The sequence below is a fragment of the Vibrio sp. MED222 genome (assembly GCF_000153005.1).
Classification (GTDB): domain Bacteria; phylum Pseudomonadota; class Gammaproteobacteria; order Enterobacterales; family Vibrionaceae; genus Vibrio; species Vibrio tasmaniensis_A.
Genome location: NZ_CH902608.1, coordinates 36,659 through 62,994, shown reverse-complemented (window position 1 = coordinate 62,994; position 26,336 = coordinate 36,659). Strand labels below are relative to the sequence as shown.

Below are 26,336 nucleotides of genomic sequence, written 5' to 3'. Positions count from 1 at the left end.
ACTTCTCGTGTGTGCTTATTTTCTCATTAGATAGAGGAAGTAGCCGCCACCAATCAGAGAGGCTAATAGACCTGCCGGGAACTGCCAAGGGAACCATAGCGTACGACCAATCCAGTCTGCAGCCACCATGATGATAGCGCCTAATAATGCTGCTGTGAGCATTTGAGGAATCGCGCGATATTGGTGAAGCGAACGCGCCATGTGTGGCGCCAATAATCCAATGAAACTTAATGGCCCAATGACGATGGTGCACAGAGTTGTTAGTGCCGCGACTAGCAAAAGCAAAGCCAATCGAACAGCGGTTGTGTTCATACCTAGGCTGCTTGTGGTGACGTCGCCTAAGTTAATCAGCTCTATCCAGCGATTCAAAGACAGCGCCACTGCACTTATGATGGCAACCCCAACGGCGAGCAAAATGACATCTTGATTAGCGACTAAATAAGTCGAGCCTGAAAGCCAAGTGAGGAGCGCGGTTGCATTCTCATTACCCGAGCTCATTGTGATGCGCAATAGAGCGTCGAGCCCTGCACTTAGCGCGATGCCTGTTAACAAGGTTTGCGTTGGGGCGAAATTGTGTTTTCTTCCCATTAACCAAACCACGGCAGTCACTGAAGTTGCACCGAGTGTACCAAGCAGCATTTGCTCTTCTCGGCCGACTGCAGTGCCAAATAGTGTGCCGAGCACTAACGCCAGAGCAGCCCCTGAGCTGATCCCCAATACTTCGGGGCTCGCCATTGGGTTGTTTGAGATGCGTTGAATAATCGTGCCTGCAAACGCAAGCCCGATCCCTGCCAATAGCGCGACTAATACACGCGGTAGACGCAGATCGAATAGCGATGAGTTGAGTTCAAGATTCCAACCGAACTGGTTTTTACCTACTGTAAGAGCAAGAACACACATTACCATCAACAGCACTGACATCGCGGCCAGTACTTTACGCGTACTGACGAATTTGTAGTGCTCAATGGTTTCACTGCGGTTTTTGAGATCGGACTGCAGCTTGGTACGTTGCAGTAACCACAATAAGAAAGGAGCACCCAGTAGCGCCGTCATTGCGCCGGTAGGGAGCAGTTCGCCACCGAAGCCAGAGAAGGGCTGAATCAATAAATCCACAATCAATAGAATGAAGCTGCCTACCAACCCGCTGACCAGAATCTGTTTCGCGAGTGCTCTTATACCGATAAGCCTAGCGATAGCTGGAGCCACAATGCCAACGAATCCGATTAAGCCTACTTCACTGACTACGGCTGCAGTAATAAAAATCGCCAACGATAAGCAAAGCAATTTGATTTGTTTGATGTTTACACCAAGCGAAGTGGCGACATTATCGCCAAATTGCAGCGCTGATAATGGACGCTGCAAAACCAGTAATAACAGCGTCGGGATCGAGACTAAAGGTATGAGAACCTGCACGCTTGACCAATCATTCTGATTCAGTACACCGGCACCCCAAACAAAAATACTGGTAAGCCGTTGTTCATGCAGCATGAGCAACATGGTGTTGAGTGAGCCTAAAAATAGGCTGACCACCATACCGGCTAACACCATGTGTAATGGTGAAAAGCCTCGTGAAGAACTTAAGGTAAAAACTAAGCCTGTTGCAAGGCAGCCCCCAATGAAAGCGGGAATAAACCCTGGGATAGCTAGGTTAGCAGGAATTAAAAGGATCCCTAATACCATGCCGAGTTCTGCGCCCGCAGCAACACCCAATGTGGTAGGTGAGGCAATGGGGTTACGCAGTACAAATTGCATCACACACCCAGCGACTGCCAGTGCAAAACCACAAATGAGAGCGACGGTAAGCCTAGGTAAATAGGTGAGGTGAGTAATCAGATGCTGATAATTTGAAGAATCAAAGTGAAACAGCGTATCCCAAATCAAGCCAACCCCTTGCGAGTAAGGAGCGGTAATTTGCAGTAGCGAGCTGATCAACAAAACAGCAGCGACAGGTAGTGCCGCTGCCTTGATATTGAATCGCCCGGTGACGGTTTTTTCGATCTTTGCGGTAGCCATTATTTTTGGATAAGCAGTTCGGTAATGTGGTCACTAAACCTTTGAGCGGCGATTAGCCCACCGAAGGTCCAGATGGTAGGAAGTTCGTAAACGGAGTCTGTACGCGTAAACGCCATCGCTTGCCAAAGAGGGGATTGAGTCAGTTTCTTATGCTCTTCTTCCGTTAGCGGGCCAAAGATCATCACATTCGTCTGTTGGTGTTCAGCGAGCCTTTCAGTACCTGTAGTGGTAAAACCCCAGAGGTTTGTCTGCTCTTGCCAGTCGTTTTTAAGACCCATGCTGCTTATGGTGGCTTGCGCTAATGAACCTTGGCTATGAATGCGTAAGGTTTTGTCGTTGATAAAGCGTGCAAAAATCAGTGGTTTGTCTGAGTTGCCTGCGGTACGTATTTTTTCACCGTTATCGCTTAGTCTCTTATTTGTCTCATCAATCACTTGTTGGGCGCGTTGTGCTTTGTTAAATAGCTTGCCTAAAGAGAGGGTAACCGAAGTTGCGGATTCAAGTGGTTGTTTCTTTTTGCTGTAGACACTGTAAACCAAGACAGGTGCGATTTTATTGAGCTGGTGGTAGGCCGCCGCCATATGCTCACTGATTAAAATGACGTCAGGTTTGAGTTCTGTTAGTAGCTCTAGGTTTGGTTCTCTTCGAGATCCCACATCTGTCACGTCTGCATTTAACGCAGGTTTTACCACCCATTGCTGATAACCTTGTGCGTCTGCCACACCTTGCAACTCAACGCCTAGGCTTAATACGGTTTCGGTGAGTGCCCAATCTAAAGCCACCACTTTTTTAGGTGTAGCATCGAAAGAGACACTGCCCATTTCATGTTTGATTTCTAGTGCGTGAACGCTCTCTAGAGCAAGGGCGTTGAAAGCTAATACTGTGAACAGCATGGTGATGAACTTTTTCACAACAGGTTCCTTTTGATTTAAGGGATGTAGCTGATAGGTTGCCCTGTCTCAGGGTGTTTAAAGAGCGCAAGCTCCATTCCGTAGATTTGCATTAGTGTTTCTGGCGTCATCAAATCTTTAGGCGAACCGGAAGCGATCACTTTCCCAGAATGAAGCGCAATCAAATGATCACTGAATTTGGCGGCCATGTTCACATCATGAAGCACCATGATCACGGTTAAGCCGAGTGACTGATTAAGCTCTCTGATTAAAGCGAGCAATTCATGCTGGTGCGCGACATCGAGTGCTGAGGTTGGTTCATCAAGCAAAATACATTGGCTTTGCTGAGCAAGCAGCATGGCGACCCAAGCTCTTTGTCTTTCTCCGCCGGAAAGTGTTGCGACAAATCGGTCAGAAAAGGCATTAAGGCCAACTTTCTCAATCGCTTCGTCTACGATGGCATAATCATCTTTGCTGTAACGTCCAAATGCGCCTTTCCATGGATAACGGCCAAAGCAAACCAGTTCACGAACGGTCACGCCATCAGTAATCGGTGGGTGCTGCGGCAAGTAGGCGACTTGGTGTGCAAATTCAAGGTTACTGTATGAGGTGAGTGGTTGCTCATTGAAGAAAACGTCACCTTCTGTTGGCGTGTTTTGTCGACTTAACAGTTTAATGAGTGTCGATTTGCCACATCCATTATGGCCAAGCAAGGTGGTGATCTTCTTTGGTTCAAAGGTCAAAGTCGTTGGCGAAAGGATTTTCTTACTGTCGATTTCGAACGAGGCATTGGTAAGTGTGTACATAATGCAATATGAAGTTGAGTTATGGGCTGCTAGCCGCTAATGTAACACAGTGAAATCAAAATGATAATTATTCGCTAAATCAATCTATTTATCATTGTAATGTGCTCGTGCCCACTACGAACCTACCAACCTTATCTAGCGCCTTCGAGTTTATGTCTGTGATACAAAATAAAAAATTTCAACTATTGGCTATTGGTCTTGCTTCGGCTCTTATGGGAATTGGGCAAAACGGCTTACTCGTTTCCCTGCCTTTTCTTGTGGAACAGTCTTCATTTAGCTTGCCTACGTGGTCGATTCTTATCGCAATAGGAAGCATATTATTTCTGCCATCTGCGCCGTTTTGGGGAAGGCAGAGCGACAAATATGGCCCTAAAAAAGTAGTCATTCAAGCACTGATAGGCATGGCTATCAGCTTTGCTTTGTTGTGTTTTTTCGCCATGTTTAGCAAACAGGGGCAGGCATTCGTGTTTTGTTTGATTGGGCTGGTGGTCGCGCGAATTATTTATGGTTGTACGGTGTCTGGAATGGTGCCTGCGAGTCAGCATTGGGCGATATTATTGTGTGGTGAGAAGAACCGTTTACAGGCTATTACATCAGTGAGTCTTGGCCTAAGTGTTGGTCGATTAATTGGGCCTTTGGTCTCCATTTTAGCGTTAAAGTTATCGCCTTTTGCTCCCCTGATCGTGATGATCTTTTTGCCGTGTGTTGCTTTACTTGTCACGATGTTGTTACCAACCCCTAAAGAAGAAACTCGGAAGGCTGAAGGAATAGGGCAAGCACCTTGGTTACCGAATAAAACATTACTGCCTTTTTTATCTTGCGGGTTGTTGTTGTGTGCCGCAGTCGCGTTGTTGCAATACAGTTTTTCTCCACTTATCTATTCGATCACCCGTTGGCCTACCGATCAAATAAGTGACACGATCGGGATTCTTTTGACTATCAGTGCTGCCTGTATTTTTGCTACTCAACTCTTGGTTATCAAAAAAGAAAAGCTGACACCGTTTGTTATGTACCGTTGGGGGGCATTGGGTTTGCTTGTCGGCTTTGGAGTGTTCTTGATTCCCAGTATGTGGGCGTTAGCTGTGGCGATGGTACTGACAGCGATTGGCGCAGCGTTGCTTGTTCCTGCTTACACGTTGTTTGCCACTGAAAAGCAAAGTGGTACACCGGGTGCAGCCGCAGGGTACATCGCCATGTCTCATACTCTAGGCTATGGCGTTGCTTCATTGCTTGCATTTACTTCAACCTTGAACCCTATGTATCCCATCTACTTATGTGTACTGTGTTCAGCACTGATCTTTGTAACGAGCTACATTGTTAAAAGAGAGGGAAATATCAAGGTCGCTGAGCAAGCTTAACCTTGTATTTCCCTGATACTTTTTAGCGAGCCAATTGGAAGTGAGCTAACGGATAGCATATTAACTAGTAGCAAACGGCTTTGTGTCGAACGTTGGTTTGCTAATTTATGTCTTTGAAAGCAGCGTCTTCGAAAACCACATCTCCTCTTAACACTGTCATCAACACCTGAGTCTTGGCTATTTGTCTTGCCGATACTGTAGTGATGTCTTTGTTGAGAATCGCGAAGTCCGCTGATTTTCCTACCTCAATAGATCCAGTGACGTCGTCGATGCCCAAGCTAGAAGCTGCATTAATCGTGTAAGCGTCGATAGCCGTGTAGATATCAGTTAGGCCCGTTTTACCCATGATTAAACTGTTCGCGATGCCGACCAATGGGTTGATGTCGTGTACGTTCCAATCACTGCTTAATGTGATGTTGGCATCAGTCTTAAGTATCGCGTCTAAGTTCATCATGGCTTTGGCACGGCGAGCACCAAGGAAAGCTTCGGCCCATTGGTGTTGATGCCTTGCAACGTAATCAGAGCCGACTTGGAAATCTGCGGTCACGTCTAATTGGCGAAAACGTGGCACATCTTCATCATTGATTAATTCGACATGGGTTAGGGTGTAGGGCTTGGTTGAACCTTGTTTGCGAATGCTTTCTATCGCATCAAGCGATTCACGAACGGCACCATCACCAATGGCATGAATGTGGGCGCTAAAACCTATTTTTTCGAGCGCAGTTAGCCACTCTTTCATTTGTTCTGGTGGAATATAGTTCAAGCCATTAGGAGACTGGGGCAGATAAGTATCTAAGTAGGGTGCGAGCGTTTTGGCGGTGCCATTGATGAAGATGCCATCGCTGTACATTTTCACCTGATCGACAAGTAACAGACGGCTTTTATCGTCGGAATACATCTTCTCAAAGACTTCTAATTGAGAAGGTATTGCCATCGATGGGTATACCCAAGGGCGCAGCGACACGCGCGCCGTTAAGTCTTGATTTTGCTCGGCCTCTAGCCAAACGTCATACCAACCTCGTTTCCAATACATGCGACCGTCGCCAATGGTGGTGATGCCGTGCGCAGCGGCTTCTTCAAGACCGAACATTAACCCTTGGTAGCTTTGTTCAAAGAGCTCGCTTTGGCTGTTCCACGCCATCTCCATAATTTGGTCGCCAGCGTTATCTAATAAGATGCCATTGAGCTTGCCGCTGTCTTGGTCTTTTAAATAAGCGCCACCTTGTGGGTCAGGAGATTGTTGGCTGATTCTGGCTATTTTTAAGGCTTTCGAGTTGACCCACATCGAGTGAGAAGTTTGCTCCATAAACACCACGGGGCGATCAGGGAAGATGCTGTCGATGATCTCAAGTGGTGTGTATTCAGAGTCGCTGTCGAGTGTCGATTCCAAAGAAAAGCCATAACCCATCAACCAGCCTCGACCATTGGTTTCGGCATTGATTTTACACGCCTCTAAGTAAGGGATTTGCTCTTCTAATGTGGCTTCAGAATCCAGTTCGCAATTGCCACCCAGCTCTGAGGCGGCTTCAAACACATGGTTATGATTATCAATGAACCCCGGCAAAACAAAGGCATTCTCCAAGTCGATGACATCGGTACTCTGACCTTGAAAAGATTGCGCCTGAGTGTGGTCACCGATGAAGATGATCTTGCCTTTATGGGTAACGATCGAGTCTGACTCGCGATGCCCATATATGTCGGCATTGGTAAAGATCTGGTCTGCGGTTAGGCTTTGAGAAAAAGCCGATGGCACAGAGACTAGGCTAGCGAATAATGCAATCCATGCAGTGCGTGGCAAAGTGAGCTTATTGTTCATTGTTATTTATTCCATGTTCCACTGTTTAGTAAGTATAGAAAGCGAGTGGTAAGAATCATATCGCGGATTTTTAATAATAAAGTGTCCATAGTTGCTCTCCTGATTAAGTTAACTTGCCGTATATTTTGTGGTGACTCCGACTCAATATCGAACATCAATGAAACACCATTGATTCATTCGCAGACTAAACAATTCACATAAGATTCTGAATAAATTACAGTTAGGTGAACTTTAAAAATGGATTTAACGTATTACCAAGGATGTAAGTTTATGTTTTCACAAGGCTTACTCGCATTACTAATAAAAACAAGCCGAGGTTAGGATGAAAAAAATATTATTGCTGCTTAGTGTGATTCTATTGGGTGGTTGCGTGGGCATGCCTGAAACAGTAAAGCCCGTTCAACAGTTTGAATTGGATAGATACTTGGGCAAATGGTACGAAGTGGCTCGTTTAGACCACTCGTTTGAGCGTGGCTTAGATAACATCAGCGCGGAATACAGCTTGCGTGATGATGGTGGCGTTAAGGTGATTAACCGCGGCTATTCGGCGGAAGATGGCGAATGGAACGAAGCGGAAGGTAAGGCGTACTTTGTCGAAGGCAGCGATCAGGGTTATCTAAAAGTGTCGTTCTTTGGCCCCTTCTACGGAGCTTATGTGGTGTTTGAGTTGGACAAAGAGAATTACCAATACGCGTTTGTTTCGGGCCCAGATACCGACTACTTGTGGTTACTTTCAAGAACACCAGAGGTTGCACCAGGAGTGATGGAGAAGTTCAAAGCGATGTCTAAAGAGCGTGGCTTCAATACTGATGAATTGATTTACGTTGAGCACGGTAAATAAGCTGAGCGCGCTAGGTTAACGACAGTTGATTGAGAAAAAGGAGCAGATGATGAGTGCATCTGTTCCTTTTTTATTGGTTTGGTTTGGTTTTGTATGAACTAGCCTTGTCGACGAACCTGCAACACGCTGAGCACCGATAGTGAAAGGAAGAACGCCGGATCACTCCAGCCGAAGCCAACAAATATTCCTGTAAATGCCGCATACAATGTGATGATGGCGCCGAGCATATTTGTAACCACCAAGCCTTGGATGAGCTTTTTAGCGGACAAGCCAGGTTCAATGTCTCTAAGCAGCCAGCTTATTGCAGCGATACCACCCAAAAATATACTGGTGTGTTGAGAGAGAAAGTACGCGTACTTATCATTGATCTCTACGCCGTACATGGGCCACATTACCGTTGGGATAAAAAACAGTGCGATGGCAAACCCTGCGTAAATAATGCCGTGTAGGCTAAGAAAAGTTTTGTTGTTCATTACGTATCTCTCTATTTATTACTTAGCTATTCAGTATCTTTGTTGTCATTCAGCGAATGAACAAGTTTGATTAACCGTTGATTGGGCCTTTATTAATGGTAGTTAATGGCTGATTGACGTCAAAAATCACACCACGTACTTCGTCGACACCCATCTGTTTAAGGCGAGCGCTATGCATCGCTAGGTACGTCTCTGCACTGAGTTGGTCTTCAAAAAGATAGACACCACCGCCCAGTTTTTCAGCTTCGTTTTCTGTCCAGATTTTCCAGATCATACCCGGTTCGTTGTTAATAGACTTTGCTAGGTCAACGAGCGCGTTCGACATCTCTTCACCAAATGGGCCTGAAAATTCAAAATCGACTTGTAATAATTTCATGGTTATTTCTCCAAACAGTTACTTGGTATTGCGCTGAGACTCATGGTCATTTCGCAAAACATAGGGGGCTTGATTGCCTGTTGGAATAGATATTACCTGTAAAAAACAGACAGAAAAGTTCATAATATTGCCATTAACTGTCAGGATTTTAGACCGATGAGATTAAAGACCACCCTAGACCAATGGCAAACGCTTTACGAAATTGACCGTGCAGGCAGCATTCAGGCGGCGGCAGTGCAATTGAATAAGAGCCATACCACGCTGATTTATGCTTTGAGAAAATTGGAGGATCAATTGGGTGTGTCTTTGGTGCAAGTTGAAGGGCGTCGGGCGGTGCTATCGGAAGATGGCAAATCACTGTTGCGTCGTGCAAGCAGCATGTTGGAACAGGCGAGAGAGTTGGAACTTATCAGTGAACAGCTGGCGAAAGGCGTCGAGTCTGAAATCGTGGTCGCCGTGGATCATTTGTGTTGTCTTGAACGTCTATACAAACCCATGGCTGACTTTATGGCAGAGAACAGCACAACATCGATTCAAGTGATGGAAACGTCATTGTCTAAGACGACTGAAATGGTCACTCAAGAGCTCGCCGACGTTGCCATCATCAATCTGCCTGTCACTAATTATTCTGCTGAGGCTTTTGGTTTTACTATGATGGAGCCTGTTGTCGCGAGTTCACATCCGTTAGCAAGTGCTGCTTCTGTGTCGTTGAATCAACTGTCGTCTTTGCCACAAATTGTGGTGCGAGATTTAGGTACACGATCTAATCAAGGCACTAAAAGCCAAGGTAACAAACAGGATGTGGGTTGGTTGAAGTCGAGTCAGCGTATTACGGTGGATAATTTCGACCATGCGTTTGGCGCGGTAGAGCAGGGAGTCGGGTATTGTCGACTACCAAAGCACATTGTTGAAAGTCGAGGTTGCGACAAGCTCACTGTGTTGAATGTCGAAAATGGCAGTGGGTATCACGTTCCGCTGCACCTGACTTTACCAAAAGGAGCCAAGACAGGCCCTGCTGCTAAACGTTTCTATGAGTTACTTCTTGAGTCAGCTTCTAATGCGATCTAACGGCGACATGAACCTTGAACCTTGAACGATTAACTATGGGTCTCGAACGATTAACGAGGCTGATTGCCGTTTAAGAACAGCGCGACACATTCGCGAGTGTAGTGAAGTCTTTCTTCTTCAGATTCTCCGCTATCGTGTCCGAAGAATCCCCAATACGCTGACTTACCATGGAACATAAGCAGCAGTTGTCTGGCTGCAATGACTGGCGAGCTTGATGTCGACAGTGTGAGATCACCAGAGTCTATTTTCGACTGCAAATAATCAGCAAGTAACTTGGTGGTTTTCTGAGGGCCAGTTTCTAAATAGATAGAGGCGATCTCTGGATGCGTATTCGCTTGGCTAATGGCATTTTGGAAGGTTTGTCTAGATTGCTCATCAAGTAATAAATCCTGAAACTTCACACCAAATTTCACCAACTCATCACCCACCGCAGCATCCATATCAAAGGCAGCAGGACTGAGTTCTCGCTCCGCACACTTGGTTTGCATGCAGGTTTCGAAAAGTTCGTCTTTGTTTTTAAAGTGAGAGTAGACCGTTTGCTTGGAAACGTTCGCTGCTTTGGCTATCTGATCCATATTGATCTTGAAGCCATGTTCAGAGAAAAGTTGGCTGGCTGCGGTTAAGATCTGCGATCTCTTCTGTTCACTCTTGATGATTTTAGTCACGTGCTTGCTTCTCGTTACTTAGTGTTGTCTCGTTACCTAGTTTGTCTCGTTGCTTGGTGCCTGTTGGTGCTCAGTTCTATGTGTCTCGTTTACGCTAAGCATTATGCTTTTTGTGATGGTTTTATCAATCATTAACGATGAAACTTATTTTTAACACAATCAAACTAGACAGTCTAGTTTGATTTGGTTAGTCTAAAAAAAGAACATAATTGAGTACCGCATAGGAATAGTACGTATGTATAAATTGATGAAGGGAAGCGCAGTGGCAGTGGCGTTGTCGGCTTTTCTTGTCGGGTGTGGTGAAAATACACAAGCCGAGACAGCATCCGATGCAGATAATGCTGCAGCGGAATCGAATAGTGCAGCGTCGACAGTCTTAACAGTGGAAACTGTCGCTTTGGAACGCTCTCCATCGTATGCAGTACAACGTGAATATGTCGGTGTGGTAAAGGCGGGTCAACAGGCTAATTTGGGTTTTGAATTGGCGGGCAAGGTCAATGAGATTCTGGTGGATGTCGGTGACACAGTCACAACGGGTCAGCCGTTGATTCGATTGGATACCCAACTTTTGGAAACCGAGTCTAGCCAACTGAAAGCGCAGGCTGAAGAAGTCAAAGCTCAATTGAGTTTGGTGGCTGCGAACCTTAAACGTCAACGTTCATTGAAAGCGAAAGGCTTCAGTGCCGAAGCTGAGATTGATTCGTTAACCAGTGAGCAACGCGTATTGCAGGCGAACTTGCTGCGTATTGATGCCTCGGTAAAAGGCAATCAATTGAAGCTGGTGAAATCGACAATTCGTGCGCCATATTCAGGGACCATCGCAACACGCTTTGTCTCGCTTGGAGATGTAGTAAATGTAGGGAATCCAACTCTTACACTGCTTGCCTCTGAAGGGAAAGAGGCCTTCATCGGTATCCCTGCCCATCAAATGAAAAAGGTTACTTCACTTTCCGCACCAAGTATTCGCGTCGGGCGAGATGAATTCGCTGTGAGCCTGTTGAATCCGGGCGCAATGGTCGACACACAGTCTCGCAGTGTCGGTTTGCGTTATCTTTTTCCTGAACAATCGTCGGTGTTAGAAGGACAACTTGCCTATCTGAAATTTGACGAACAGATTGACGACCAAGGCTACTGGGTGCCATTAACGGGTTTGATTGACGGCCTACGCGGTGTGTGGAACATCTTTGTGATTGGTGAAGACAACAAAGTTGAGCGCCGCAGTGTTCAAGTGTTGTTTGCCAACAATCAACAAGCGTACGTGAGTGGGGCGATTGAAGACGGTGAACAAGTGATTGCCAGTGGCTTACATCGTTTAGTTCCAGGACAAACCGTAAAGCCAGCTAGCGTTACTGCTGAATAGGAAATAGCATGAAAATCATAGAGACTATTTCCAACACTCGACTGCTTATCTTAATGACCGCACTGCTGATGGTGAGTGGTATTTCTGCGTTCATGACGTTGCCGCGTGCAGAAGATCCGGTGATCATCAACCGTTACGCAAACATTACTACCAGTTTCCCCGGAGCCAGTGCCGAGCGTGTTGAAACCTTAGTTACTGAGGTTATCGAGAACAAGCTGCGTGAGCTGAGTGAAGTTAAACTCGTGAGCTCAACCTCAAGGCCGGGCGTGTCAATTGTTACGCTAGAGCTTAACGACACCATCACCGAACCAGAGCCGGTTTGGTCTCAAGCTCGCGACAAGCTATCTGACATCGAATCCATTTTTCCTGCGGGCTCTCACTCTCCCGATCTCGATAGTGACCATACCTATGCTTTCACAACCATCGCATCTCTAACCTGGTCTGGTGCAGGTGAACCTGACCGATTAACACTCGGGCGTTATGCCAAAGAACTCGCTAAGCGATTAAGAACTTTGTCGGGTACCGAATTCGTTGATGAATACGGGATGCCACAAGAAGAGATTCAAATCAGTTTACGTACCGCAGATGCAGCCGCGTTGGGGCGCTCAAGTGCTAATATTGCTGAGTCGCTAGAAGGGGCGGACGCCAAGAACTCCGCCGGCGAGTTAGTGAGTGCTTATTCTCGCTTTGGCTTAGAAATTAAATCTGAACTCGATTCTATTGAACGCATTAAGCAAGTGCCAATAGCCACTGATAGCAAAGGTCACATCATCCGTATGGAAGACATTGCTTCGGTGAAACGTGGTGAGAAAACCCCACAAGACCAGATTGCTATTATTGATGGTGAGCCAGGTGTGATTGTCGCGGCAAGAATGCATCCTGATCTGCGAGTCGACAACTGGACGTCGCGAGCTAATGCTCTGATTGGTAAATTTGAGCAAGAGTTACCAAGTAACGTTAAGGTGACGGTGCTCTTTAATCAGCAAGGTTATACCGAAACTCGCTTAGACGATTTAGGCAAAAGCTTGATGATCGGTTTCGGTCTGATTTTGATTGTGTTGTTTGTCACTTTAGGCGTGCGTGCCGCGATCTTAGTGGCCATTTCTCTGCCGTTAACCTCATTATTGACCCTGTCGATCATGAAAATGACCGGTGTGCCGATTAACCAAATGTCGGTGACGGGCCTAATTGTGGCGCTCGGGATCATGGTTGATAACGCGGTGGTGATGGTCGATACCATTCAGGCGTATCGTTTGAAAGGGCAACAACGAGCAGAAGCGACCATGAATGCGTTGAAGCATTTATGGGTGCCGTTATTAGGCTCAACCTTAACTACCGTGTTGGCGTTTGCCCCGATTATCTTGATGCCGGGAGCATCGGGTGAATTTGTCGGTGGTATTGCGATTACCGTTTCTTTCTCGTTGATCGGCTCTTACATTATCTCGCATACCTTAATTGCGGGTTTAGCGACCAAACTACTGCCCAAGCAACTCAGCGACGTTGATAAGAAAGGCCAGCACCATTGGTACATGACAGGCTTAAGAATTCCTGCTTTAACACGCTGGTTCTCGTCTTCTGTCCGCTTTGGTGTCACGCATCCAATCATCACTATAGCTCTTGTGTTATTGGTACCGTTTACCGGTTACTGGAGTATGTCTCAGCTGACTGAGCAATTCTTCCCGCCATCAGATAGAGACATGTTTGAGATTCAGGTTTACATGCCACCTCAAGCAAGCATTTATGCGACGAAAAATACCTCGGAAAAAATAGACGACATCATTCATCGTTACCCTGAAGTGGAGCGTATCGATTGGCTCGTGGGTGCAAACTTCCCATCCTTCTATTACAACCTGCAAGCAAGGCAAAATAATGCGCCATACTTCTCGCAAGCCATGGTGAAAACAGAGAACTTTGACCAAGCCAATGCGTTAATTCCACAGTTGCAAAAGGTGTTGGATGAAGAGGTTCCGGAAGCACAGATCTTGGTACGTAAGCTTAACCAAGGGCCTCCATTTACTGCGCCCGTTGAACTGCGAGTGTATGGTGAAAACCTCGATACGTTGAAAGCGATTGGTGAGGATGTGCGATTGATTTTGGCGGGTGTTCCTCATGTGACGCACACAAGGGAAACACTGCAACCGGGTACACCTAAGGTGTGGTTGAAGGTCGATGAAGACACCGCAAAGCTGAATGGTATTTCATTGAACCAGTTCGCAGGTATGCTGCAAACTACGCTGACAGGTCGTGAAAGTGGCTCTGTGATTGAAGGCAGTGAATCGGTGCCAATCCGTGTTCGTGTGGCAGATGAGGCGCGTGAGAACTTAGCGCATTTAAGCAATATCCGTTTACCAATCAGCTCTGATGTCTACTCAACGGGGATCAATGTTTCGACTCTGGCAGAACTGGAATTGACGACCAGCCGCGGTGCGATTACTCGTCGTAACGGGCAGCGTGTGAATACCATTGAGGGCTACATTGAAGCGGGTGTCTTACCTCAAACTGTGCTCAATGAATTCCAAAAACGCCTAGAAAACTATCAGATGCCATCAGGCTACACGATTGGTTTTGGTGGTGAATCCGCTGAACGAGACAATTCAGTCAACAGCCTGATCTCGAATGTCGCAGTCGTGGTGGTATTGATGGTGTTGGTGGTGGTGATGTCGTTCAACTCGTTCCGAATGAGTAGCATCATCTTCATGGTAGCAGGATTGGCGGGTGGGCTAGGGTTGTTGTCGGTGTGGACTTTCGGTTATCCGTTTGGCTTTACGGTGATCATCGCGATGCTCGGCATTGCAGGTTTGGCGATCAACGCGGCCATTGTCATTCTGACGGAATTGAAACTCGATAAGCAAGCCTCATCAGGCAATGTGGACGCGGTCGTTGAGGCAGTGATGTCGTGTACTCGCCATATCAGTTCAACCACAATCACAACTGTTGGTGGCTTCATGCCGTTGATCATCGCTGGTGGCGGTTTTTGGCCTCCATTTGCAGTCGCGATTGTGGGCGGTACCGTGTTAACCACGCTTATTTCGTTTTACTTTGTGCCGGTGGTTTATCATTTGATGACTAAAAATCAGCGAAAAACCATCGCGACTCAAGCTGCGTAACTGTTTTTCAATTTAACTGCTCTTCAATTACCCATAATCGAGCCGTATCTGGTTCGATTATGGCGTTGTTCTCTCACTAAATTCATTCCAACTACCCTTCAAAAATATCACTAAGCCAATCTTCAAGCTGCTCTCGTTTATCTTGTGGGCCATTGATGATCACTAAGCCGTTTAGTGTCGCGTGATCCCAAGAGATGGTGCCAGTTGCTAGCGCATCGAACACATCGAGTTCCGTAATCAGTAATAGATCTTCCTCGGTAGGCAAAGTATCTCTGCCTGAGACATCGACCCCCTTCTCAAATTTCACTTGGCTGTAATGACCTTTGATTGCTTCGAACAAGTTGAACTCAATTTTGCTTGGGTGGGGTTTCGCAAGCGCGGCCTTGATGGCAAAGACTCGAAAGTGATCCGGCTTATTGAGGTTGTTGAATTCATCGTCTTGTCTGGCTGTAATGACGTTGCCAAATACCTCGAGTGAACCGGGCTCTGTCACCAAACTAAATCCGGTATCTTGGTGAAGACCACAGGCAAACGTGAGTGAAGAGGTAAGTGAAAGAATCAGAGCAAATCGTTTTAACATAATGGTTATCGAGACCTATAACAGGGTTAAGAATCTGACGGCAGAAGCCGAGCCTGACGATAAAAAAAGGGACCACAAAGGGTCCCTGTATTTGTTTGTCGTCCATGTGAAGCGGTCAGCGTATTGGTTGATAGTGTGTTAGTGATTGTTTACTAACACGCTATCGTCGAAGAGCTATCATCGAAGAGCTATCGCCGAAGAGCGACCGTTCGAACTCGCTATTAGCGAACGATGAGCATGATCTCTTCTGGAGTCATTGGCTTGTCGAAGTAGCTCATGAATTGACCGAAGCCTTTGATGTCGCCATTCGAGAACTTGAATGCACCAGACTGTAGGTTGGTACCAATCACTTGTTGAGCGTTTGGACCCGCAATCAAGATTTGGTTCAATACTGCGCGAGTGGTGTTGATTTGAACATCTGCGCCTTTCACTGCCTCTTCGTGTAACTGAGCAATGCCGTTACGAATTTCGATAGTGAATGCTTCGTTAGTATCAGAGAAGTTGTACGTTAGCATCATGTTTACGTCTAACGAGTTTTCTGCGATTAGCGTCGACGTCATCATATCGAAGATTTGCTTACTTGGTAGCGCAGTTAGTACGTCTACAGAAGCGAAGCTGATCATGTTAGAGAAATCACGAGTACCTTCTAGTTCAGCTGCAGCATTCAATGCCCAGTTGCGCCAGTTGATGTTCACTTGATCGGCAGACCATGCTTTGTAAGCTTGTGCTTTCAGTAAGCGTGCTTCCATGTCATCTTTATTTACCGTGATTGGGTAAGAAAGAATCTCTGCTGCAAAGGTGTAGTTCTCTGCTTTCATCGCCGCTTTTGCTGTGTCGATGATGTTGTCACGACCGCCCATGATCTCTACGAATGCTTTAGCGCGTTGCTCGTAAGCCATTGGCTCTAGCTGCCATGGATCCGCTTCGAAGAAACCGTTGTAACCTACGTAAATCTGACGCACGGCGTGTGCAACAGTGCCGTAGTGCTCACCTAACCAAGGGTGTTCTGCAAGGTGCTTAGGTAGTTTAACTACTTCAACTAGCTCGTCTGGCGTCATACCTTTGTTCATGTAACGGATTGTTTGGTCATGCGTGTATTGAATCGCATCACGATAAGCCGTTAATACGTCAGATACAGCTTCTTTACCTTCAACAGGACGACCGTGAGAGTTAATCATGATCTCAGTGTCGAACTTACGCATTACGTCGATGCCCTTGAACCACATTGATGGGTCACGGAATTTAGTACCACGGATGGTGTGAAGGTTAGGGAAGTTCTCACCTTGAAGTACTTCAGCCGCGTGCAGGATTTTCTGCTCTGGGAAGTAAACCACTAACTCATCTTTAGTTTCAGATGGCACGTTCTCGATGTGCATCTTAACGCCAGCAATTTCAATTTCGATGTGGCTTTGGCTTGGTACAAGCAGGTTTGGTTCAATGAACGAGATAGCACCTTGCATGAAACGTGGACCAAGGCCGTCGTTTACTGTGCCGTGCTCACCTTCTTCTACGTGCTTAGCACCTGTGTAAGAAGTACGGTGACCAAATAGAGTACCTAGGTTTGAAGACCAGTTAGCCACTGCTGCGGTTAGGCCTTCTTCAGCGATGATTTTTACTTCGCCTGATGCTACTTCTTCATCAGTCACCCATGCACGCACACCAGAGATGTGGTCGATGTGGTTGTGAGAATAGATGATGGCTTTAACCGGCTTGTCTGTGATTTGACGGAACTGTTCTTTAACCGATTGAGCCATTTCTACCGACTCGCCTGGATCAACAATGATGATGCCGTCCGTACCTTCGATCATGACAGGAGTGTCTAGACCGAAGCCGTAACCAAGATAAATATTGTCATCCACTTTGATGATTGCTTGGTCCATTTTACGACCGTGCTTGGTGAGAATTGGATGAACGTGATCAGATTCTTCTGTGTAAGCAAGAGAGTCGCCCGTTTTCGAAACAACTTGGATGCGCTCGCCTTTGCCCCAGAATAGGTTTGACTTGTGTTCGAATAGAACCTCGCTCTTGTAGCGAGCATCAAGGTCAATGTTTTGGTATTGCGCAGCATTTGCTGTTTGAAGTTCTTGGCCTACTTTCGATGTCGCTTCTACAGTTGGCGTTGCAGATGCAAAACCAGAAGCAAATAGAGCGCTCGCGATAGCAACAGGAAGCGCCATTTTTTTGAATGTATTAGTCATGGTAGTGACCTTATATTTGGATACAGGAATTGGATTTCTTGAGTCAAATAATAGAGGTGGGAGAGGTCGCTATCTACGCGCTAATAGGATATCGATATATCGTTTTTTCGATGATTTATTTATCTAATGATTGTATTGGCGATTTATCTTGATCTAAATCAATTAGTAAGTGGGGGCTTGTGACAGATACAAAAATGCCCTGAAATTCAGGGCATTTAATTTGGAACTAATGACTGTTATATAAGTGTTTACCGAGAATCTTAATACTTACCGAGAACCTCAGTACTTACCAAGCACCTAAGTAAGACTTGTAAGATTGTAGGCGAACCGTTGCTGCGCCGATTACGTCGATGAAGCCCCAGAACGGATGCGGCTTCTCAGCCGAGATCCAAGCCGCGCCAGTTGAACCAATAGGGATGTTGTAACCTTCTGGTTCGATGATCTCAAGTACGATAGTACGACCTAAAGCATTACCGTTTCTTACTACGTGTTGACCGACACTTTGTGGCCCCTGAAGTGGAGAAATACTCGACTCACCGGTACCTGCGTTAAAGCTGTGTACTTTTGCTCGGAACACGTGGCCTGGGTATGCATCAACGAAGAACTCAGCGAAGTCTCCTACTTGAACATAGCCATAAGTTTGGTCTGAAATACGCATCTCAAGAAACTTTTTGCTGGTGTTGTAGAGGTGCATGTTACCCATGACAGAACCTTCAGCAATATTCACTATCGATACCTGACCGTCAAATTCCGCTCTAATGGTTTTCTTTTCTTGCGCCCAATTTACTTTTTGTAGATCGGCTTTTAGCGACATAAGTTCAGCGTGCAGCACTCGAAGATCGGAGTCGTACTTTTCTACGTCACGCATATTGAAGATTTCAGGTGACGTTTCAGCACGCTCTAAGTCGCGATTCATTTGCTTGATCTCTTCTTCTTTCTGAACAATTGAAGATTCGATCTTCGCTTTGTCTGCGGCAGAATCGATGTCGACGAGCGTGTAGATTATGTCGCCTTCTTTAACCATTTGGTTGTGATCAACAAGCACTTTGTCGATCTGTTGGCCGAAGATAGGTGACATAACCGCGTGTGGTGCTTTCACTGTGGTTGAGTTCGTTAAATCAACGGGTGCCCACAAGCGAGAGATAACCGCTAATACCGCAAGAATCGTTACACCGCCAATGGCAGCCCAGGTATAGTTTTTGAAGTTCTTCTTAAGTGCGCCTGTCGCAAACAGTGACCATACAATTAGGATGTATGGAATCATCATCTCTTTCATTATGCGACCTCTTTTTCTGTAGGGGATGGTTTTGTTGGAGCCTTTTCTTCTGAAGCCTGTTCTTTTGAAGGCTGAGCTTCTGAAGACGGTTCTACTGGAGACTGTTGTGTTTGAGACGGCTCTGTTACCGATTGTTCAGGTGATACGTGGACAGCGGCTGTCTCTGTACTGGTCGTGTCTTGTTTAGGCTGTACACCACGGCGAATCACATCACTCAGTGATTGACCAATATGCTTCCAGTTCGCCAATGCGATAACCAAAGCGATAACCCAGAATGTTTTGCTGATGAAGAGCCCGCAAAGTGACAGTGCAAACACGATTTGTACGTGAGCGCTTTTGTGCTCTTTTGCTTTATGCACACCCAGTTCATGCAACTGCCACATGCCGTAAACACCGGCTAATACCACAGCAATGGTCACCGAGAACAAGTAACCAGAGAAGTACTCCATCTGGAAGAAGTTCATCATCATTTCATTGGGATGATTGTTGAATTGAGACATGTCGATGTCTTTAGAATGGATAGTGCCTAACGGTGCAAGAGCCCATGCACCAGCAAACATCACCGCCATAAACAGGCAGAATTTAATCAAGACCATAGCAACGGCCCAGATCTTCTGGAAAACGATTTTTATAAAGTTCATATCTCAACCTACATCAATAAGAAGAGAGAATTTGCAGCCTAGAAGTCACCTTTAATGACATCTTAAAAAGTAGATGTCTATTATGTGGAGAGATTGGTGCTCATAATAAACAAAAGTAATAGATGATATTTAAAGTGATATTGCTCAGTCCAGACAACCGATTCTCGGTATCAAGAAGCGAATATGCTTCTCTACAAATCAATCTTTATTATTTGTCAGCAGACGTAAATGAAATGGCTATGAAGCGTTCGAATTAATATTCGCGCGGCTTTCTAGCGACTGTTTTTATTACGTGTATTACCTCTACAATCGAGGGGCTCTTCCATGACAATTGACATACCAAAGTAAAACATTTGTCAGTTTTCTATTTGGGCTGGTGATTGATTTGTTAGCAGGATAATAGGAAGAGTTTTGACCAGTATCTACCCAGAATTACGATTTGATAATATCGTAATTACGATTAGTAGTTATAACTCTAAATCGGTAAAGTGATTTATTTGAAAAGGCTCATATACAGATAGAAAACATTGTTCATTAACTTGGTTTGGATCATAGAAGTCGATGAAAAGTACTAAAAAGGCTGGCCTAAAATATTGAATAAATTAGACCAGCTCTAGGGAGGATTTTAATCGATTATTTGAACGGGTTTAATGTAACAGGAGCAATAAAGAATTTTAGGTTCCAATCTGGTGCATATGGCACATACTCAGCTGGATTGGTCGTATTAACATTTGCGTCTGGTTTCATTACGTAATATTGAAGTTCTACACCCCAACGAACAGGCATCGGTCCAATCTTAAACATATCGATATAGCCTAACCCGACAGGTACAGTAAATTGGTCGGAACCATCTTTTGTCCAATCAATTTGAATATTAGGCGTCATACCAATTAACGCGGTGTTGCTGACACGATAGTTTAAGAAGTACTGGATGTCCGCTTGATTGGTTGATTCAGTAACGCTGTTGCTACCGCCTACATCCCACCATTGCTGAGCTAAGAAACCAACGTTCCAGCTTTCAATACTTGCTGGGTTACCGGTTTCTTTACCAAGGCGAGCGACCATTGCCGCAGGGCCTACTTGCCATTTATCTTGGGTTAAACCATCAGTACCAGTTGGCATGATCACCGTTGGACCAACACCCCAAATCCAGCCGTCATCACGGTTAGGCGCTGCCATTGATAGAAAGACGGTGTCTCCCATGCCATTTGTACGACCTTCAAAGAAATCACCGTCTTCACGGTCACCTGGTGAACTGTAGTGGTTGGCTACCAGACGGTTCACCAAGTTCCATTCGCCATCCATGATAGGAACAGGCATTACTGGTTGAAAGCTGAAACGGTTTTGCATTTCATGGTGGCCATCTTCTTTCTCAAGAAAGGTGTAATCATTCTGAGTGATTAGCATCCATACGTCAGATACCGGGTTAGCCGATTTTTTTGCGGCTTCCTGAACTGAGAGTTGTTCCTTTTCAGCCAGCGCAGAACCAGAGTAAGCGATAGCCGCACCGCTTAAGAGTAGGGAAATTATTTTAGTGTTTTTCATATTGATACCGAGGGTCATTATTTTGGTGCCATTGTAGTATTCACAAAAGGAATGTATATGTACCGAACGGAAACTCAGTGTCATGTAATTTGAGACAATGTTGTGGTTTCAAAGCGCGTTGCATGAAGTACGCCCCATTATTAAAGGGCTTACGGAGAAGGGAGGGCTTTATTGTCTCAATATATGAAGATTTATTGAGGGTTGATGAGTGTGAGTAAAGTCTGGTTAATATGCTATTTATTAGCAAAATAATCGATGCGTTATACCTTTAATAAATGTTTTTATTGACGATATTTAATCGTTTTTACGATAGCATGGTGTTTATGGTCGCCTAACGAGTAATGATATATGAGCAACGAAATCCCCAATTTCAACCTACTTGCTGTGTTTTCTGCGGTGATGGAGCAGGGCAGTTTAAGTAAGGCTGCGGATCAACTCAGTACCAACCAATCGACCATCAGTACCGCGTTAGCCCGCCTAAAAAAAGAGATTGGCCAAGAGCTTTTTGTTCGTAAAGGAAGAGGTGTTACGCCTACTTCTTATGCTCAAAGTTTGTATGAACAAATAAAAACGCCGATTCATGAATTGAATGATGTATTTCAGTCGATGGCTAATTTTGATGAGCAATCCTCTGAACGTAAGTTTGTGATTTCTTCACCTGAGCACTTACAGTGGATTTTACTCAATAGTTTTGCTGCGCTTCCTAATCAAAATCTATCGCTAGAAGTCTTTGACCAACCAGACAGTGATGAGCGTATTTACGAAGACCTTTTGACTCAAGAGTTTGATGCAATGATCGATATTGTGGTACCTGAACATCCAAGCATCGTTAGTGAAACTCTATATGAAGGGGAGTTTGTGATCGTGTGTCGAGCTGATCACCCGAGAATCCAAGGTGAAATCAGCGAAGCGCAATTCATGAATGAAAAGCATGCCGTATTAGATAGAACACGGCGGAAAGTTCGCAGTTTAAATCACTACACATCATTGGATTTATCTAAGCGTAAAATCGTGTTTCACGGGCGCTCACTGTTCAGTAATATCTTGCTATGTAGCCAATCGGATTACATCACCGTAGTGCCTTTATCTATGGCTGTCCAGTTTCAAGAAAGGCTGGGTTTACAGTTGTTTAAACCACCTTTTGAATATCAGCCTATATCCCACTATTTGATTTGGTTAAAGAAGCAGAATAATGACCCTGCTCATAAATGGTTCCGAGAACAAGTCATCAGTACATCAGATGCGATGTCGAAGACGCTTAAAGATAGGCGTTTGCGGTTTTAATTGAGAGTCTAACTCGAAGGGAAGCATTGGCTTCCCTTTTTTGTGTCATTGAGTTCGTGCTAGTCATAAAGTTCATAACAAAAAGTTATCACATTGAGAATTTTTGATAATTTCCTTAATTCCTCGCTGAATCGTATTATTTCACTCAGAGATTAGTGGATAACCTCCACTCAAAATAATAACGGCGCCATGCTTGTGGTGCTAATAAGGGTGAAATATGAAATTCCTACACACAATGATCCGAGTTACTGATTTAGACAAGTCTATCGAGTTCTACACCAAGGTATTGGGAATGAAGGAACTTGAACGCCATGAAAACAAAGACTACCGCTACACATTGGTTTTTGTTGCCTACGAACAAGGCGGCACGACTATCGAGCTAACGTACAACTGGGATACGAATGAGTACGAGATGGGCAGCGCGTTTGGTCATCTGGCATTGGGTGTAGACGATATTTACGCAGCATGCGACAAGATCAAATCGCTAGGTGGCAACGTCACTCGCGAAGCAGGTCCAGTGAAAGGCGGTTCAACACACATTGCTTTCATTACTGACCCAGACGGCTACCAAATCGAACTGATTCAACTAGGTTAATCGAGGATATAACAATGACAAACGCACTATTTCAACCAATTCAACTTGGTAATATCGAGCTTAAAAACCGTATTGTTATGCCACCGATGACGCGTTCTCGCGCAACGCAACCTGGCAATTCAGCAAACGATATGATGGCGGCTTACTACGCTCAACGCGCTTCTGCAGGTTTGATTATCGCTGAAGGCACACAAATTTCACCTATGGGTCAAGGTTACGCTTGGACTCCGGGTATCTACTCTGATGAGCAGATTGCGGGTTGGAAAAAAGTCACCGATGCAGTACATGAAAAAGAGGGCGTTATCTTCGCTCAACTTTGGCATGTAGGCCGTGTAACACACCCAGACAACATTGGTGGTGAACAACCAATTTCGTCTTCTGCACTTAAAGCAGAAAACGTAAAAGTATTCATCGATAATGGCACTGATGAGCCGGGTTTTGTGGATGTGGTTGAACCTCGTGAGATGACGAAAGAAGACATCAAAAACGTGGTTGGTCAATACCGCCAAGCGGCTTTGAACGCGATTGAAGCGGGCTTTGATGGTATCGAACTTCACGCCGCGAATGGTTACTTGATTAACCAATTCATCGACTCTGAAGCAAACAACCGCACTGACGAATACGGTGGCTCAATTGAAAACCGTTTACGTTTCCTAGGTGAAGTGGTTGAAGCTATGGTCGAAGCGATTGGTGCTGACCGTGTAGGTGTTCGCCTTGCTCCGTTCACATCGTTGAATGGTACGGTTGACGCTACGCCAGTAGAGACTTACACAGCGGCGGCGGTGCTACTTAACCTATACAACATTGTTTATCTGCACCTGGCAGAAGTCGATTGGGACGACGCACCTGAAACGCCAATAGCGTTTAAAGCAGCGGTTCGTAAAGCTTACAATGGCGTGTTGATTTACGCAGGTAAATACGACAGCGAGCGCGGCGAAAAAGCGGTTGCTGAAGGCGTAACTGATATGGTTGGTTTCGGTCGTCCATTCGTCGCAAACCCAGATCTACCCGCTCGTATTCAAAATGGTTACCCATTAGCAGCGCATGATCCAAACACATTGTTTGGTGGTGCTGAAAAAGGTTTAACGGATTACCCAAAATACGCAGGCTAAAAATAGCTGCCTGAAGCAGAGTATTGAGATAATATCTCGATCCTGTTGAATGTTTATAAAAAGCAACCTTGCAGAGTCGGGTTGCTTTTTTTGTTATTGGACCAAGTAAGATGATGAAAGCGATGCGCGGAGAGCTTTATCTCCTATTTGCTACCTTGTTAGCTGGGATTGGATGGATTGCATCTAAGCTGGTGGTGTTAGAAATGCCTGGGCCAGTGTTCATTGGTGTGCGATTCTTCGTCGCGAGTTTGATTCTTTTGCCATTTTGTATTCATCACATTCGTAAGCTTTCGCTTAAGCAGATATTTTCTCTTTGCGGCGTTGGCTTGTTGCTGTCTGCTTCATTGCAAGTATGGGTATTTGCGGTATCAATGACGGAAAGTTTGTCGGAAGGAGCGTTTATCATGAGCTTAGCCATGATCATCGCGCCGTTTGTCTCTTGGGTTATATTTCGAGTTAAGCCTAATCGTGCCTTCTGGATGTCATTTCCAATTGCGATTATCGGTATGTTGCTACTGACCCTAACTAATGGCTGGCACGTCGAGCAGAGTCAGATCTATTTCCTATTAGCATCGATGTTGCTTTCGGTTCACTTTGTGATGAATAAGCGAGTGATTACTAATATCAAACCTATAGCTTCAATCTGCGTGCAGCTTTTTGTGGTGGGTGTTAGTGGGTTAGCGTTTGCTTCGATGACTACTCAACCAGAGTTTGAAATAACTCAAACCTTAATATTCTGGTTTATCGTATCAGCGGTTGTCGCGACATCGATCCGTTACTTATTGCAAACTGTCGGTCAGCACTCCGTGAACATGGAAGTGGCGGCATTGATCATGATTCTTGAGCCAGTGTGGACATTGTTATTGAGTGTCAGCGTGTTGGGTGAAACGGTTGAGATGCAAAAGCTACTTGGCGGGGCGGTGATTATTGGTTCGCTATTTTGTTATATCAAATGGTCTAGACGAAAATAAAACACTCGGCGCAAGGCCGAGTATTGGTTGTTGGTTCGTGCAAGTTTAGAACTCATTAAGCATGTACTAACAGTAAGCTCCGGTCACAGTAAGATCAGATCGCTGCGACCATCTTTTGAAGTAGCTTGATCATCTGCTGTTGTTCTTTAGCGTCCAACTCGTTCATTAGCTCTTTGTTTAAACGAATAGGGATTGGAACGAGTTGTTCTTCGAGTGCTTTCCCTTTTTCCGTTAAGTAGATTCTGAAAGAACGACGACTGTTTGGATCGGCTCTGCGTTCAACCAGTTCAAGCTTTTCTAACTTGTCTAATGTTCGTGTCGTTGTCGAATTCTCGACTTTGGACTTTGCCGCGATATCACGCTGAGTAATACCTTCCTCTTCCCATAGGCACATCAAGGTTGGCCAGAGCGCAATGGTTAAGCCATGTTCTTTCAATTCTGTGTCGAAATCTTTGCTCGCTTTATTGGCGATCACGTTGATCATCCAACCAAAGCTATTTTGCCTATCAAATTCTTGTGACATCCGTCAGTACCTAATTCTTACGATGACATTACAACTATTGTCATCGTAACTAATACCGATGCAATTAGCACCAACATTGCTTCGTTATTTGATAAAAAAGCGAATTGACTGCTAATTTTGAATTAATCGCGAATCGTGACCTTGGTAATCATAATATCTTCGCAAGGTACATCTTCGTGTCCCCAGCGAGTGGTCGTTGGAGCGACAGCAATCTTGTTGACCACGTCCATGCCTGCCGATACTTTGCCAAACACTGCGTAACCCCAACCTGCGTTGCTGGTCGCGGTATGGTCAAGGAAATCATTGTCGTCAAGGTTGATAAAGAACTGCGCCGTTGCTGAGTGTGGTGCGTCTGTACGAGCCATTGCCACTGAGCCAATCACGTTCTTTAGTCCACGATTTGCTTCATTGACGATAGGTGCGTGTGTTGGCTTCTCTGTCATGTCTATAGTGTGTCCACCACCTTGAATCATGAAACCCTCAATTACACGGTGAAATGTGGTGCCTTCATAGAAGCCTTCTTGGCAGTATCTAAGGAAGTTTTTTGAACTTACTGGCGCTTTCTCAAGGTTAAGTTCAATTTCGATGTCGCCAAAGTTAGTGGTCAGAATAATCATAAAGGTGCCCAATGTTCGAGTACTAATATTTTGAGTACTACAGAGTAGTGTAGGGTGCAGTATATGAGAAATAACGACGGATGCCAGTGAACAGTGATTCTGACGTGTATTCAAGGGCGATCTGAATGATCTTCGAGCGTGCCATCGCGCGTTCACTTCATTCGTATAGACAAGAAAGCCAGCGAACAGGTCGCTGGCTTTGGAGGTTTTAAAGATTATTG

General features: G+C 45.3%; 23 protein-coding genes and 1 pseudogene. 9 read left to right on the top strand and 15 right to left on the bottom strand.

What is annotated here, in order from left to right; genetic code table 11:
* Positions 1-15 precede the first annotated feature (15 nt).
* Genes fhuB through MED222_RS10315 form a run of 3 tightly spaced genes read right to left on the bottom strand, consistent with a single transcriptional unit; the run spans position 16 to position 3,709 of the window.
* Complete coding sequence (gene fhuB / locus MED222_RS10305) at positions 16-2,013, bottom strand: Fe(3+)-hydroxamate ABC transporter permease FhuB (RefSeq protein WP_009847192.1); 1,998 nt, start codon at positions 2,011-2,013, stop codon at positions 16-18.
* Entirely contained in the window at positions 2,013-2,924 is a 912-nt protein-coding gene (locus MED222_RS10310) for an iron-siderophore ABC transporter substrate-binding protein (protein ID WP_009847191.1), read from the bottom strand. The genes fhuB and MED222_RS10310 overlap by 1 nt, the downstream gene beginning before the upstream one ends.
* Before the next feature lie 17 nt (positions 2,925-2,941).
* Positions 2,942-3,709, bottom strand: coding sequence for an ABC transporter ATP-binding protein (locus tag MED222_RS10315; RefSeq protein ID WP_009847190.1), 768 nt, complete (start codon positions 3,707-3,709; stop codon positions 2,942-2,944).
* Positions 3,710-3,861: 152 nt separating this feature from the next.
* Here MED222_RS10315 and MED222_RS10320 point away from each other — a divergent pair, with 152 nt between their 5' ends.
* On the top strand, positions 3,862-5,067 hold the full coding sequence (locus MED222_RS10320; RefSeq protein ID WP_009847189.1) for an MFS transporter: 1,206 nt from the start codon (positions 3,862-3,864) through the stop codon (positions 5,065-5,067).
* A gap of 100 nt (positions 5,068-5,167) precedes the next feature.
* Here MED222_RS10320 and MED222_RS10325 read toward each other — a convergent pair whose 3' ends face one another.
* Positions 5,168-6,883 carry an amidohydrolase gene (locus tag MED222_RS10325; protein WP_009847188.1) on the bottom strand — a complete coding sequence of 572 codons (1,716 nt, stop codon included), beginning with the start codon at positions 6,881-6,883 and terminating at the stop codon, positions 5,168-5,170.
* A gap of 322 nt (positions 6,884-7,205) precedes the next feature.
* Between MED222_RS10325 and MED222_RS10330 the strand changes: the two genes are divergently transcribed.
* Entirely contained in the window at positions 7,206-7,724 is a 519-nt protein-coding gene (locus MED222_RS10330; RefSeq protein ID WP_009847187.1) for a lipocalin family protein, read from the top strand.
* Positions 7,725-7,822: 98 nt separating this feature from the next.
* On the opposite strand, the gene MED222_RS10335 is transcribed toward MED222_RS10330, so the two are convergent.
* Together MED222_RS10335 and MED222_RS10340 are read right to left on the bottom strand one after the other, a co-directional pair.
* The gene (locus MED222_RS10335) at positions 7,823-8,197 is read right to left on the bottom strand and encodes a hypothetical protein (RefSeq protein ID WP_009847186.1); all 375 of its coding nucleotides are present in this window, start codon (positions 8,195-8,197) and stop codon (positions 7,823-7,825) included.
* 70 nt (positions 8,198-8,267) lie between these two features.
* A complete protein-coding gene (locus MED222_RS10340) occupies positions 8,268-8,573 on the bottom strand; it encodes a monooxygenase (RefSeq protein ID WP_004736312.1) in 306 nt (101 codons plus the stop codon).
* Between the two features lie 156 nt (positions 8,574-8,729).
* On the opposite strand from MED222_RS10340, the gene MED222_RS10345 reads away from it, so the two are divergent.
* The gene (locus MED222_RS10345; protein ID WP_009847185.1) at positions 8,730-9,641 is read left to right on the top strand and encodes a LysR family transcriptional regulator; all 912 of its coding nucleotides are present in this window, start codon (positions 8,730-8,732) and stop codon (positions 9,639-9,641) included.
* 50 nt (positions 9,642-9,691) lie between these two features.
* Here the strand turns inward: MED222_RS10345 and MED222_RS10350 are convergent, their stop codons facing one another.
* Positions 9,692-10,306, bottom strand: a complete 615-nt coding sequence (locus MED222_RS10350; RefSeq protein ID WP_004736309.1) for a TetR/AcrR family transcriptional regulator — start codon at positions 10,304-10,306, stop codon at positions 9,692-9,694.
* A gap of 235 nt (positions 10,307-10,541) precedes the next feature.
* Here MED222_RS10350 and MED222_RS10355 point away from each other — a divergent pair, with 235 nt between their 5' ends.
* Positions 10,542-11,666 (top strand): efflux RND transporter periplasmic adaptor subunit, encoded by a 1,125-nt coding sequence (locus MED222_RS10355; protein WP_009847184.1) that lies wholly within the window; start codon positions 10,542-10,544, stop codon positions 11,664-11,666.
* Positions 11,667-11,674: 8 nt separating this feature from the next.
* Positions 11,675-14,773, top strand: coding sequence for an efflux RND transporter permease subunit (locus MED222_RS10360; RefSeq protein ID WP_009847183.1), 3,099 nt, complete (start codon positions 11,675-11,677; stop codon positions 14,771-14,773).
* 91 nt (positions 14,774-14,864) lie between these two features.
* Here the strand turns inward: MED222_RS10360 and MED222_RS10365 are convergent, their stop codons facing one another.
* The 5 genes from MED222_RS10365 to MED222_RS10385 all read right to left on the bottom strand — a co-directional run bounded on the left by MED222_RS10365 (position 14,865) and on the right by MED222_RS10385 (position 21,031).
* Positions 14,865-15,353, bottom strand: a complete 489-nt coding sequence (locus MED222_RS10365; RefSeq protein WP_009847182.1) for a hypothetical protein — start codon at positions 15,351-15,353, stop codon at positions 14,865-14,867.
* 221 nt (positions 15,354-15,574) lie between these two features.
* Positions 15,575-17,551 (bottom strand): alkyl sulfatase dimerization domain-containing protein, encoded by a 1,977-nt coding sequence (locus MED222_RS10370; RefSeq protein ID WP_009847181.1) that lies wholly within the window; start codon positions 17,549-17,551, stop codon positions 15,575-15,577.
* A gap of 286 nt (positions 17,552-17,837) precedes the next feature.
* Positions 17,838-18,827: an efflux RND transporter periplasmic adaptor subunit gene (locus MED222_RS10375; protein ID WP_009847180.1), complete on the bottom strand. Its 990-nt coding sequence runs from the start codon at positions 18,825-18,827 to the stop codon at positions 17,838-17,840.
* The gene (locus MED222_RS10380; protein WP_009847179.1) at positions 18,827-19,468 is read right to left on the bottom strand and encodes a magnesium transporter; all 642 of its coding nucleotides are present in this window, start codon (positions 19,466-19,468) and stop codon (positions 18,827-18,829) included. The genes MED222_RS10375 and MED222_RS10380 overlap by 1 nt, the downstream gene beginning before the upstream one ends.
* A gap of 633 nt (positions 19,469-20,101) precedes the next feature.
* The gene (locus MED222_RS10385) at positions 20,102-21,031 is read right to left on the bottom strand and encodes a hypothetical protein (protein ID WP_009847178.1); all 930 of its coding nucleotides are present in this window, start codon (positions 21,029-21,031) and stop codon (positions 20,102-20,104) included.
* A gap of 330 nt (positions 21,032-21,361) precedes the next feature.
* Here MED222_RS10385 and MED222_RS10390 point away from each other — a divergent pair, with 330 nt between their 5' ends.
* From MED222_RS10390 to MED222_RS10405, 4 genes are all read left to right on the top strand, one after another.
* Positions 21,362-22,297, top strand: coding sequence for a LysR family transcriptional regulator (locus MED222_RS10390; RefSeq protein WP_009847177.1), 936 nt, complete (start codon positions 21,362-21,364; stop codon positions 22,295-22,297).
* Between the two features lie 217 nt (positions 22,298-22,514).
* Complete coding sequence (gloA, locus tag MED222_RS10395; protein ID WP_009847176.1) at positions 22,515-22,892, top strand: lactoylglutathione lyase; 378 nt, start codon at positions 22,515-22,517, stop codon at positions 22,890-22,892.
* 14 nt (positions 22,893-22,906) lie between these two features.
* On the top strand, positions 22,907-24,004 hold the full coding sequence (locus MED222_RS10400; protein ID WP_009847175.1) for an alkene reductase: 1,098 nt from the start codon (positions 22,907-22,909) through the stop codon (positions 24,002-24,004).
* A gap of 110 nt (positions 24,005-24,114) precedes the next feature.
* Positions 24,115-24,975, top strand: a complete 861-nt coding sequence (locus MED222_RS10405; protein WP_009847174.1) for a DMT family transporter — start codon at positions 24,115-24,117, stop codon at positions 24,973-24,975.
* Positions 24,976-25,069: 94 nt separating this feature from the next.
* Here MED222_RS10405 and MED222_RS10410 read toward each other — a convergent pair whose 3' ends face one another.
* The 3 genes and pseudogenes from MED222_RS10410 to MED222_RS10415 form a co-directional block, all read right to left on the bottom strand.
* Positions 25,070-25,498, bottom strand: coding sequence for a MarR family winged helix-turn-helix transcriptional regulator (locus MED222_RS10410; protein WP_009847173.1), 429 nt, complete (start codon positions 25,496-25,498; stop codon positions 25,070-25,072).
* A gap of 17 nt (positions 25,499-25,515) precedes the next feature.
* Positions 25,516-25,620 (bottom strand): annotated as a pseudogene (locus MED222_RS22840) (cytochrome b/b6 domain-containing protein); the annotation flags it as partial.
* The gene (locus MED222_RS10415) at positions 25,621-26,115 is read right to left on the bottom strand and encodes a peptidylprolyl isomerase (protein WP_009847172.1); all 495 of its coding nucleotides are present in this window, start codon (positions 26,113-26,115) and stop codon (positions 25,621-25,623) included.
* Positions 26,116-26,336 lie beyond the last annotated feature (221 nt).

Excerpts from the sequence above, each read along its gene's own strand:
- MED222_RS10410 (WP_009847173.1), bottom strand. The coding sequence starts at position 25,498 with ATGTCACAAGAATTTGATAGGCAAAATAGCTTTGGTTGGATGATCAAC.
- MED222_RS10355 (WP_009847184.1), top strand. The coding sequence starts at position 10,542 with ATGTATAAATTGATGAAGGGAAGCGCAGTGGCAGTGGCGTTGTCGGCT.
- MED222_RS10390 (WP_009847177.1), top strand. The coding sequence starts at position 21,362 with ATGAGCAACGAAATCCCCAATTTCAACCTACTTGCTGTGTTTTCTGCG.
- MED222_RS10330 (WP_009847187.1), top strand. The coding sequence starts at position 7,206 with ATGAAAAAAATATTATTGCTGCTTAGTGTGATTCTATTGGGTGGTTGC.
- MED222_RS10370 (WP_009847181.1), bottom strand. The coding sequence starts at position 17,551 with ATGACTAATACATTCAAAAAAATGGCGCTTCCTGTTGCTATCGCGAGC.
- MED222_RS10335 (WP_009847186.1), bottom strand. The coding sequence starts at position 8,197 with ATGAACAACAAAACTTTTCTTAGCCTACACGGCATTATTTACGCAGGG.
- MED222_RS10365 (WP_009847182.1), bottom strand. The coding sequence starts at position 15,353 with ATGTTAAAACGATTTGCTCTGATTCTTTCACTTACCTCTTCACTCACG.
- fhuB (WP_009847192.1), bottom strand. The coding sequence starts at position 2,013 with ATGGCTACCGCAAAGATCGAAAAAACCGTCACCGGGCGATTCAATATC.
- MED222_RS10385 (WP_009847178.1), bottom strand. The coding sequence starts at position 21,031 with ATGACCCTCGGTATCAATATGAAAAACACTAAAATAATTTCCCTACTC.
- MED222_RS10400 (WP_009847175.1), top strand. The coding sequence starts at position 22,907 with ATGACAAACGCACTATTTCAACCAATTCAACTTGGTAATATCGAGCTT.
- gloA (WP_009847176.1), top strand. The coding sequence starts at position 22,515 with ATGAAATTCCTACACACAATGATCCGAGTTACTGATTTAGACAAGTCT.
- MED222_RS10360 (WP_009847183.1), top strand. The coding sequence starts at position 11,675 with ATGAAAATCATAGAGACTATTTCCAACACTCGACTGCTTATCTTAATG.
- MED222_RS10340 (WP_004736312.1), bottom strand. The coding sequence starts at position 8,573 with ATGAAATTATTACAAGTCGATTTTGAATTTTCAGGCCCATTTGGTGAA.
- MED222_RS10325 (WP_009847188.1), bottom strand. The coding sequence starts at position 6,883 with ATGAACAATAAGCTCACTTTGCCACGCACTGCATGGATTGCATTATTC.
- MED222_RS10380 (WP_009847179.1), bottom strand. The coding sequence starts at position 19,468 with ATGAACTTTATAAAAATCGTTTTCCAGAAGATCTGGGCCGTTGCTATG.
- MED222_RS10345 (WP_009847185.1), top strand. The coding sequence starts at position 8,730 with ATGAGATTAAAGACCACCCTAGACCAATGGCAAACGCTTTACGAAATT.
- MED222_RS10315 (WP_009847190.1), bottom strand. The coding sequence starts at position 3,709 with ATGTACACACTTACCAATGCCTCGTTCGAAATCGACAGTAAGAAAATC.
- MED222_RS10320 (WP_009847189.1), top strand. The coding sequence starts at position 3,862 with ATGTCTGTGATACAAAATAAAAAATTTCAACTATTGGCTATTGGTCTT.
- MED222_RS10405 (WP_009847174.1), top strand. The coding sequence starts at position 24,115 with ATGATGAAAGCGATGCGCGGAGAGCTTTATCTCCTATTTGCTACCTTG.
- MED222_RS10415 (WP_009847172.1), bottom strand. The coding sequence starts at position 26,115 with ATGATTATTCTGACCACTAACTTTGGCGACATCGAAATTGAACTTAAC.
- MED222_RS10375 (WP_009847180.1), bottom strand. The coding sequence starts at position 18,827 with ATGAAAGAGATGATGATTCCATACATCCTAATTGTATGGTCACTGTTT.